Here is a 9400-nt window from a genome sequence, read left to right as displayed (position 1 = left end):
GCCCGGTCCGAGGCCGTCTCCGGGGCCCCGTCGGAGGACCGCGCCGGGCTCCCGGCGGTGGTGCCCTCGGCGCTCGGGGTGTGGGCGGCCGGCTTCGACTTCAGCGCGACCTCCTTGATGAAGACCACCAGCACCAGCCCGAGCAGCGCGCTCGGCGCGGCGTAGAGGAAGACGTCGCCGACGCCGTGCCCGTACGCGGACTCCATGACCTGCCGCAGCGGCGCGGGCAGCTTGTCGAGGTCGGGGATCCCGCCCCCGGTGCCGCCGTGACCCAGGGCCGCCGCCTTCGGGCCGAGTGCGGCCAGCCCGTCCTTGACGTAGTGGGTGACCCGGTTGGCCATGACCGCGCCGAGCGCCGAGACGCCCATGGCGCCGCCGAGGGAGCGGAAGAAGGTGACGACGGAGCTGGCCGCACCGAGGTCCTGCGGGGCGACCTGGTTCTGGGTGGCGAGGACCAGGTTCTGCATCATCATGCCGAGGCCGAGGCCGGTCAGCGCCATGAACAGGGCGATGCGCCAGTACGGGGTGTCGTAGCGCAGGGTGCCCAGCAGCCCGAGGCCCGCGGTCAGCAGTACGCCGCCGGAGACCAGGAAGGCCTTCCACCTGCCGGTCTTGGTGATGATCTGGCCGGAGACGGTGGAGGAGACGAACAGGCCGCCGATCATCGGGATGGTCAGGATGCCCGACATGGTGGGGGACTCGCCGCGGGCCAGCTGGAAGTACTGGCTGAAGAAGACCGTGCCGGAGAACATCGCGATGCCGACGAAGAGCGACGCGCCGGAGGCCAGGCTGATGGTCTTGTTGCGGAAGAGCCGCAGCGGGATGATCGGGTCGCTCGCGCGGGACTCCACGAGGAGGAACAGCAGGCCGAGCACGACGGCGCCGCCGGTCATCGCCAGGGTGGTCCAGGAGATCCAGTCGTACGAGTCGCCGGCCTGCGTCACCCAGATCAGCAGCAGTGAGACGGCGCCGCTGATCAGGAACGCGCCCAGCCAGTCGACCTTCACGTCCCGGCGGACCACCGGCAGGTGCAGGGTGCGCTGGAGCACGATCAGGGCGATCACCGCGAAGGGCACGCCGACGTAGAAGCACCAGCGCCAGCCGAGCCAGGAGGTGTCGGTGATGACGCCGCCGAGCAGCGGGCCGCCGACGGTGGCGACGGCGAAGACGGCGCCGAGGTAGCCGCTGTAGCGGCCCCGCTCGCGCGGGGAGATCATCGCGGCCATCACGATCTGGGCGAGGGCGGAGAGACCGCCGACGCCGATGCCCTGGACGACGCGGCAGGCGATGAGCATGCCGGTGTTCTGGGACAGGCCCGCGACCACGGAGCCGAGGACGTAGATCACCAGGGATATCTGGACGAGCAGCTTCTTGCTGAAGAGGTCGGACAGCTTGCCCCACAGGGGGGTCGCGGCCGTCATCGACAGCAGGGCGGCGGTGACGACCCAGGTGTAGGAGGACTGGGTGCCGCCGAGGTCGCTGATGATCTGGGGCAGCGCGTTGGAGACGATCGTGGAGGACAGGATCGCCACGAACATGCCGAGCATGAGCCCGGACAGCGCCTTCATGATCTGGGAGTGGGTCATGGGCGCGCCGTCGGACGTGGTCTCCGACTGGCCGCCTCCCCGCACACCGGAGGGTGTGGTCGTAGCCATGTGTTTCCTTTGCCTAGAAGCTCGATCGGAGTCGGGCCAGCAGGGTGTTGAGTGCGTCGATGTCCTCGGCCGACCAGTCGGCCAGGGCCTTCTCCAGCGCGTCCGTGTAGCGGGCGCCGAGCTCGGCGAGCACGGCACGCCCCTCGTCGGTCAGGCGCAGGATCCGGCAGCGGCCGTCTCCGGGGTCGGTCTCCCGGTCGATCCAGCCGCGCTGTGCCACGTGGGCGACGTGCCGGCTGCTGACGGAGATGTCGACGGCCATGAACTCGGTGAGCCGGCTGAGCCGCATCTCGCCGTGCCGGTCGAGCACGGTGAGGACGGCGGCGGCGCCGGGCGGGCAGTGCGGGGGCAGGGTCCGGGCCAGGTCGCGCTTGACCGCCCCGATGCCGGTGAGCTGGCGGGCCAGCTCCTCGTACCGGGTGTTCTGCGCCGCCTGCGTGACCACCGGACCGCCCCCATCTTGTTGCTTAGGGCAACCATAGAAGAGCATGGTTGCTACAGGCAAATGAATTCCGGGGATGCGGCGGTAAAGGAATCGGAAAACCCGCTAGGGTCCAGCCATGTCCGCACAGCACGACTCACCCGAGGCCGAGGGCTCCTACGACCCCGCCGGCAGCACTCAGATGTTCCGCGCGTTCGTGGCGGAGGGCGAGGACCAGGCGGCCCGCACCCCGACCGTGCCGGGCTCGCGCCGCAAGCCCAAGGAGTCGGGTGCCCTGTCCGGGGGCAGGATCGCCCTGGTCCTGGCGCTCGTGCTCATGCTGGGGGCCGCGCTGTGGGTGGTGCTCCACTGAGGTGCCGAGGCCGGCTCAGCTCCAGGTCGCGGTGACCTCGCGGGTCTCCACGTGCATGCCGAGGGGCACCCGCCAGGCGTCGACGCACACCGTGTAGGTCCGGGTCGCGGAGCTCCGGCCCGCGAGGGGGGCGGGCAGGGGCTGGGCCGTGGTGACCGTGGCCCAGTCGATGCCGAGGGCGCCGATGACGTGCGTCGCGAAGGTGACCGTGCCGGAACGGGCCGCGGTGGTGCCGGTGTTGGTGAAGGTCACCGTGACGTGCTCGCACCAGCGGTCGGACGCGGCCGTACGGGCCGGGGTGCCGAGCGTGAGGCGTGCCGGAGTGGCGGGCGGGGGCGTGGTGCCTCCCGAGCCGCCTGAGCTGCCTGGGCCTTGCGAGCCGCCCGTGCCTCCGGAGCCGCCTGGGCTGCCGGGTCCGCCCGTGCTGCCTGAGCCGCCTGGGCTGCCCGTGCCGCTGCCCGCGCCCCCGGCGCCGGGTGGGGTTGCCGGGGTGCCCGGGGGCGGCGGGGTGCCGGGTGCGGGGTCGGAGCCGGGCCGGGCGGTGGCCGTCGCTCCGCCCTGAGCGGAGCCCCCGCCGGGCGGGGACCCCGGCGCGCCGGGCGTCGTAGAGGCGGAAGCGCTCGCGGGAGGGGCCGAGCCGGCCGACGCGATCGGCTCGTACTCCACCCGCCCCCGCGGCGGTACGTTCTCCCCCGCGTCCCGCTCGGGCCCGGGGGCCGCGGCGCCCACGGCGGCGTAGCCGTCGCGGGCCGGGCCGCCGCAGCCGGTGAGGGCGGCGGCGGCCGTGCAGCACAGGGCCAGGGCCAGGGCGCGGTTGCGCGCCGCGCGGGATCCCGTTCGCATCGCGCCAGTGTTCCTGACGCTCTGTCAAATGTGAACCCCGCGCCCCGCGGCGGTCCGGGCGGCTACTCGCCGATCAGGCCGGTGCGCAGCTGTGCCAGAGTCCGCGTCAGCAGCCGGGAGACGTGCATCTGGGAGATGCCCACCTCCTCGCCGATCTGCGACTGGGTCATGTTCGCGAAGAACCGCAGCATGATGATCTGCCGCTCCCGGGGCGGGAGTTTGGCCAGCAGCGGCTTCAGCGACTCGCGGTACTCGACGCCTTCGAGGGCGGTGTCCTCGTACCCGAGCCGGTCCGCGAGCGAGCCCTCGCCGCCCTCGTCCTCCGGGGAGGGGGAGTCGAGCGAGGAGGCGGTGTAGGCGTTGCCGACGGCGAGGCCGTCGACGACCTCCTCCTCGCTGACGCCGAGGACGGCCGCCAGCTCCGGCACGGTCGGGGACCGGTCCAGGCGCTGGGCGAGTTCGTCGCTGGCCTTGGTCAGCGCGAGGCGCAGTTCCTGGAGCCGGCGCGGGACGCGGACGGACCAGGAAGTGTCCCTAAAGAATCGTTTGATCTCGCCCACGACGGTCGGCATCGCGAACGTCGGGAACTCGACTCCGCGTTCGCAGTCGAAGCGGTCGATCGCCTTGATCAGGCCGATGGTGCCGACCTGGACGATGTCCTCCATCGGCTCGTTGCGGCTGCGGAACCGGGCCGCCGCGTAGCGCACCAGCGGCAGGTTCAGCTCGATCAGGGTGTCGCGTACGTACGCCCGTTCGGGGCTGTCCGGGTCCAGGGTGGCGAGTCGCTGGAAGAGGGAGCGGGAGAGGGTGCGGGTGTCGATGGCTTCCGAGCGGTCGGCCACTGCCGGCAGCTCACGCTCGACGAGCGTGAGCACCTTGGAGCTGCCCTGGTCTACGGACATGCCACCCCCTTGAGGTCGCGGACGGTCGCGTATCGGCGCGTCCCGTCGGAGGAACGCAGCCTCCACCTGAATACCGGAGGCGGGGCTGCGGCAAACGCGGTTCCAGCAGAATGTCACATGTCGGCAACACGCTGTAGCGCCATGTCGACAAGTATCTCCAGCGACAGACGGCCGACCGAGCGGAATGAGCCGGTTCTGTAGGGAATCGCGGGCCGGGCTCCACCCGAGGGGGTTAAGCCTCGATCCTGTTTGCGGATCTCAGACGGGCGAAGCTGCGCGCGAGCAGCCGGGAGACGTGCATCTGGGAGACCCCGAGCTCGGCGCTGATCTGCGACTGCGTCAGGTTGTTGTAGTAGCGCAGCAGGAGGATCCGCTGCTCGCGTTCGGGCAGCTGGACGAGCAGGTGGCGGACGAGGTCGCGGTGCTCGACGCCGGCCAGCTCGGGGTCCTCGTAGCCGAGCCGGTCGAGCAGCCCGGGCATCCCGTCGCCCTCCTGGGCGGCTTCGAGGGAGGTCGCGTGGTAGCTGCGGCCGGCCTCGATGCAGGAGAGCACCTCGTCCTCGCCGATCCGCAGCCGCTCGGCGATCTCGGGGGTGGTGGGGGTGCGGCCGTGGAGGGTGGTGAGGTCCTCGGTGGCGGCGTTGACCTGCACCCACAGCTCGTGGAGGCGGCGCGGGACGTGGACGGTGCGGACGTTGTCGCGGAAGTATCGTTTGATCTCGCCCACGACGGTCGGCATGGCGAAGGTGGGGAACTGGACCCCGCGCTCGGGGTCGAAGCGGTCGATCGCGTTGATCAGCCCGATGGTGCCGACCTGGACCACGTCCTCCATCGGCTCGTTGCGGCTGCGGAAGCGGGCGGCCGCGTACCGCACCAGCGGGAGGTTGGCCTCGATCAGGGCCCCGCGCACCCGGTTGTGCTCGCTGGTGCCCGGTTCCAGCCCCTTCAGCTGGCCGAAGAGGACCTGGGTCAGGGCCCGGGTGTCGGCGCCCCGGCCCTGCGGCCGCGGTGCGACCGCGGCGGGTTCCGGGGGCTCGGGGGGAAGCTCCTGCGGCTGTTCCTGGCGGAACTCTTGCTGGGGAGGCACCTGAGGCGCAGTACTGGCCGGCACGGTCACGCCACCCCTTCGATCAACTCATCCGTCTCATCCGTCAAAAGCGGTCATAGCATCACAAGAGATGTGCACTGTGTGCAAGCACCGTATATAGCCGTGTTGAGGGCAAGTTGGGCATTTAGGGGTATTCTTTTTACCGGTGAGAACGCGAAACGCGAACGCGAAAGGCCCCCCACCCGTGGAGTGGGGGGCCTGGATGTCCGGAAATCGCTTCAGCGTACGGGTTCAGGTCACCAGTTCGGTGATGAACTCGCCGATGCCGGAGGCGGCATCCGATATGCCCTGGAAGCCTATTCCGACCATCTCGGCCGCCCGCTTGGGCTGGGTGATGATCACGAAGAGGACGAACACCGTGAGGGCGCCCGTGATGAGCTTCTTGGTGTCCATGTGCGGTGTCGGCCTCCCCAACCGGTACTGCGAAGTCGGGTGAGTCTAACCGGTCAGGTAGGGACACTCACCTGTCCTTTAAGGACCAATGGCCCTGTCGTACGGGCCCTTTGCCGCTGGGTGTCCGGTCGCGGGAGGCGGAGGATGGAACACGAGCCCACCGGTTCTGGCAGGAAACCGGTGGGTGAGGGACAGGACCTCACTGCGGGGTCCGAGCCGCGAGCTTCCCCCCTGACTGCGGCTCGGGTCGGCGGGTTCCGTCCTCATCGGGGGAAGTGACGTGTCCCCCCGATGTCACTTCCCCCGTCCACGTGGAAGGCCCCGGCTCCGGCCGGGGCCTTCTTCGTGTCACTGGATGGCGCCGAGCAGGTCGACCACGGGCGCCACGGGGGCGATGGCGGGCTGGAGCTGGTCCGGCAGGGTCATGAGCTGGTTGAGCTGGTTGGCCCCCTCGGCGACCTTCGCCCCGATGTCCTGGACGGAGGCCGGCGTGGCGCCCGCGGGCATGCCCGGCGCGGCCGTGGGCAGGTCCGGGAGGGTGAGCGGGGCGGGCGGCGCGGCGGAGGCGGCAGGTGCGGCGAGGCCCGCGGCGGCCCCCGCGAGGGCGAAGGCGGCGAGGATGCGCTGGGTCTTGGTCATGCCGTGTCCAACGGCCGAGCCGACGCCCGGTCACGGTGGGCACGCACGAGAGCCCCGGTTCGTACGAACCGGGGCTCTCGTTTCCAGAGCGGTGGTGGAGGGATTTGAACCCCCGATGGGTTGCCCCATACTCGCTTTCGAGGCGAGCTCCTTCGGCCACTCGGACACACCACCGAGAGAGATCCTAGCCGATGGTGGGGAGTGCTTCGCAACTTCCGGCCGAGTGGCCCTGCTCACTGGCCGCCCCCGGCCCGCCACCGTGCTCACCGGTCCCGGAAGAACTCCGTCAGCTGCCGCGCGCACTCCTCCTCCAGCACCCCGCGGATCACCTCCGGCCGGTGGTTGAGCCTGCGGTCCCGTACGAGGTCCCACAGCGACCCCGCCGCGCCCGCCTTCTCGTCACCCGCGCCGAAGACGACCCGGGCCACCCGGGACTGGACGAGCGCGCCCGCGCACATCACGCACGGCTCCAGGGTGACCACCAGGGTGCACCCCGTGAGCCGCCACTCCCCGAGCCGGGCGGCCGCCCGGCGCAGCGCCAGTACCTCGGCGTGCGCCGTGGGATCCGCGACGGCCTCCCGTTCGTTGTGCCCGGTGGCGAGGACGGCGCCGTCCGGTCCGAGGAGGACGGCCCCGACCGGTACGTCACCGGCCGGCACGGCCAGGGCCGCCTCCCGGAGCGCCAGGCGCATGGGCTCCCGCCAGGGATCCCGTACGGGGTCCCCGGCGTTCTGTGCGGCCCGTGCGGTCTGTGCGTTCTGTGCGTTCTGTGCTTCGTGCGGGTCGTGCGGGTGCTGCGGGTCGTGCGGGTCGTGCGTGAGGTCGTGCGCGGCGATCACTAGCGGACGGCCTCCAGCACCTCGGTGGCGCCGAGCGACTCGGCGATCTCGGTGAGCGCGTCGCCGTCGAGGGACATCAGCTGCGTGTGGCCGACCCCGAGGTCGTCCAGCAGCCGGGGGTCGCCGAGCGGGCCGGCCGGCACCGGCTCGGAGCCGGGTCCCTTCCGGTCGTCCGTGTCCTCGTCCTCCTCGTCGGCGTAGGCGGCGACGGGTTCGTCCTCCCCGTCCTCGGTGCCGTCCAGGTCCAGTTCGTCGAGTTCGTCGTCCTCGTCGACGCTGCCCAGCAGCTCCTTGGTCAGCATCGATCCGTAGGAGCTCCGGTCGGCGGCGGAGGCGTTCGACACGAAGTACCGGGGGTCCTCCTCTCCGTCCACGCGGACGACGCCGAACCAGGCGTCCTCCTGCTCGATGAGGGCGACCACCGTGTCGTCGTCGACAGCGGCGGAACGTGCGAGATCGATCAGATCACTGAGGGACTCGACGTCGTCGAGTTCCAGGTCGCTCGCTTCCCACCCGTCTTCGGTGCGCGCGAGCAGTGCGGCGAAATACACCGTGACTCTCCCACTGGTCATAGGCGTGCCGGTTGGAGGTCCCCCCGGCCGGAGGATGGGGTGTGAACGGTCGTGACACAAGCTGTTCGCACCCCGCCCAATCGGCATCGTGGCAGAAACAGCGGCTTTGCGAGAGGTCTTCCGCGCGGCGGCCGTGTCGCGGCGCCGGGCGGAGGACCGGTCAGGGGCCGGTGGCTGCCGTCGGCATCGTGCCCGTCACCAACGGAACGTACGCATCCGCATCTGCTGGCGCATCCGTGCCGCGCGGGCACGCCGGGGCTGCACCCGGTCGCGCAGCGCCCGGGCCTCCATCAGGTCGCGCAGGAACTGCGCGCGTCGCGCCCTGCGCTGCGCCGCCGTTTCCGGCGGGTCGTCCGGCTCGCTCCCCTTGGCGTCGTTCACGGGCTGTGTCTTGGGCATCGGCACCACCCCAGGCTGGTCCGGTCGTCCTCCTCCGCCGGCGCGAAGCAGACCCCCGGCTCCCACCTTCCCCCCGTCGGCGCGTTTGATGCCACCCCCTCCCGGATCGGCCCAGGTCAGAGCAGGGGCAGGCTGAGGGGTCAGCTCACGCCCCGTCGTCGTGGAGCGCCGGTACGACGGCCACCGGGCCGTGCGCGTGCGTGAGGACGGCGTGCGCCACCGACCCGATCAGCAGCGACCGCGGACGCGGATGGTGGCGGCCCACCACCACCAGAGCGGCCGACCGGGACGCCTCCACCAGCCGCCCGGCCGCGTCCCCCGGCACGGCGGCCTGCTCGACCGGCACGTCGGGGTGACCGGCCCGCAGCGGAGCCAGCCGCTCCGTCTGGGCCCGCAGCATCTCCCGTTCGGCCGGCACCCCGTCCGCGCCGTCGGCGAGGGCCTCGGGCGGGATCACCGCGAAGGGGCTGTCGATCACCATCATCGGCCCGGGCGGCAGGGCGTACGCGGAGACCACCTGGACGGTGGTCCCCCGGGCGGCGGCTTCCGCGAACGCGAAGGCCAGTACGTCCTCGGGCGTCTCGGCGGCGTGCAGCCCGAGCACCACCCGCCCGGCCGAAGCCCCCTCGGCGTCCCGCACGGCCCGCTCCTCGTGCGGGACGACCACCACCGGGCAGGCCGCGGTGGTGGCCACGGCGCGGCTGCTGGACCCCAGCAGCAGGGCGGCGAACCCGCCGCGCCCCCGGGAGCCCATCACCAGCATCAGGGTCTCCCGCTCGCCGCTGACCGCCCGCAGCGCCTCGGGTACGGAGCCCTCCAGGGCCTCGTAGCGGACCTCCGGCGGGAGCTCGGGGCCCGACTCCAGCAGGGCGCGGATCCGGTCGCCGACGGGGTCGGCGTACTCCTCGGGTTCGTTCGGGTGGTGCAGGGCCGAGCGGCGGCCGGCGTACAGCTGGGAGGTGTCGGGCAGGACGTGCGCGACCATCAGGCCGGCGTCGTGGCGCAGGGCGGCCAGCCGTGCCCATTCCAGGGCGCGCAGGCTGTGGTCGGAACCGTCGACGGCGGCGATCACCACTCCGCCGCTCCTGGGGCCGTTGCTCACCCGTCCAGGCTGCCGGGCGGCGCGGCGGCCCGCATCCGGAGGGGGCCGGGGGCGCGCGCGGGACGCGCCGCGCCCCTTCCACCGCGTAGCCTTTTGGCAGCAGGTCGCGAACAGGCGGCCGTTTTTCGCAGGTAGCAGGGTCGCAGGTCGCAGA

At 71.9% G+C, this 9400-nt stretch carries 11 protein-coding genes, 1 tRNA gene and 1 pseudogene; 1 reads left to right on the top strand and 12 read right to left on the bottom strand.

Features of this window, described 5'->3' with window-relative positions; genetic code table 11:
* Positions 1-11 precede the first annotated feature (11 nt).
* Both ACZ5NJ_RS13895 and ACZ5NJ_RS13890 read right to left on the bottom strand, forming a co-directional pair.
* Positions 12-1586, bottom strand: a pseudogene (locus tag ACZ5NJ_RS13895) (MDR family MFS transporter); the annotation flags it as partial.
* A gap of 82 nt (positions 1587-1668) precedes the next feature.
* Positions 1669-2145 carry a MarR family winged helix-turn-helix transcriptional regulator gene (locus ACZ5NJ_RS13890; protein ID WP_468765054.1) on the bottom strand — a complete coding sequence of 159 codons (477 nt, stop codon included), beginning with the start codon at positions 2143-2145 and terminating at the stop codon, positions 1669-1671.
* A gap of 70 nt (positions 2146-2215) precedes the next feature.
* Here ACZ5NJ_RS13890 and ACZ5NJ_RS13885 point away from each other — a divergent pair, with 70 nt between their 5' ends.
* Positions 2216-2449: a hypothetical protein gene (locus tag ACZ5NJ_RS13885; RefSeq protein ID WP_468765053.1), complete on the top strand. Its 234-nt coding sequence runs from the start codon at positions 2216-2218 to the stop codon at positions 2447-2449.
* Between the two features lie 15 nt (positions 2450-2464).
* On the opposite strand, the gene ACZ5NJ_RS13880 is transcribed toward ACZ5NJ_RS13885, so the two are convergent.
* The 10 genes from ACZ5NJ_RS13880 to ACZ5NJ_RS13835 form a co-directional block, all read right to left on the bottom strand.
* Entirely contained in the window at positions 2465-3292 is an 828-nt protein-coding gene (locus ACZ5NJ_RS13880) for a hypothetical protein (RefSeq protein WP_468765052.1), read from the bottom strand.
* Positions 3293-3354: 62 nt separating this feature from the next.
* Positions 3355-4194, bottom strand: a complete 840-nt coding sequence (locus ACZ5NJ_RS13875) for an RNA polymerase sigma factor SigF (RefSeq protein WP_395512098.1) — start codon at positions 4192-4194, stop codon at positions 3355-3357.
* A 232-nt stretch (positions 4195-4426) separates the two neighbouring features.
* A complete protein-coding gene (locus ACZ5NJ_RS13870; protein ID WP_468765051.1) occupies positions 4427-5305 on the bottom strand; it encodes an RNA polymerase sigma factor SigF in 879 nt (292 codons plus the stop codon).
* 228 nt (positions 5306-5533) lie between these two features.
* On the bottom strand, positions 5534-5695 hold the full coding sequence (locus ACZ5NJ_RS13865) for a hypothetical protein (RefSeq protein WP_167747595.1): 162 nt from the start codon (positions 5693-5695) through the stop codon (positions 5534-5536).
* Positions 5696-6043: 348 nt separating this feature from the next.
* On the bottom strand, positions 6044-6334 hold the full coding sequence (locus ACZ5NJ_RS13860; protein WP_468765050.1) for a hypothetical protein: 291 nt from the start codon (positions 6332-6334) through the stop codon (positions 6044-6046).
* Between the two features lie 89 nt (positions 6335-6423).
* Positions 6424-6508, bottom strand: a tRNA-Ser gene (locus ACZ5NJ_RS13855).
* An 89-nt stretch (positions 6509-6597) separates the two neighbouring features.
* The gene (gene tadA, locus ACZ5NJ_RS13850; RefSeq protein ID WP_468765246.1) at positions 6598-7026 is read right to left on the bottom strand and encodes a tRNA adenosine(34) deaminase TadA; all 429 of its coding nucleotides are present in this window, start codon (positions 7024-7026) and stop codon (positions 6598-6600) included.
* Between the two features lie 146 nt (positions 7027-7172).
* Positions 7173-7724 carry a tRNA adenosine deaminase-associated protein gene (locus tag ACZ5NJ_RS13845; protein ID WP_468765049.1) on the bottom strand — a complete coding sequence of 184 codons (552 nt, stop codon included), beginning with the start codon at positions 7722-7724 and terminating at the stop codon, positions 7173-7175.
* A 216-nt stretch (positions 7725-7940) separates the two neighbouring features.
* On the bottom strand, positions 7941-8144 hold the full coding sequence (locus tag ACZ5NJ_RS13840) for a hypothetical protein (protein WP_468765048.1): 204 nt from the start codon (positions 8142-8144) through the stop codon (positions 7941-7943).
* A gap of 145 nt (positions 8145-8289) precedes the next feature.
* Positions 8290-9246, bottom strand: coding sequence for a universal stress protein (locus tag ACZ5NJ_RS13835; RefSeq protein ID WP_468765047.1), 957 nt, complete (start codon positions 9244-9246; stop codon positions 8290-8292).
* Positions 9247-9400: the final 154 nt, after the last annotated feature.

Source organism: Streptomyces sp. NPDC032091 (genome assembly GCF_055580265.1).
Note: the sequence above shows the minus strand (reverse complement) of the source record. Positions and strands in the feature narration are given on the sequence as shown.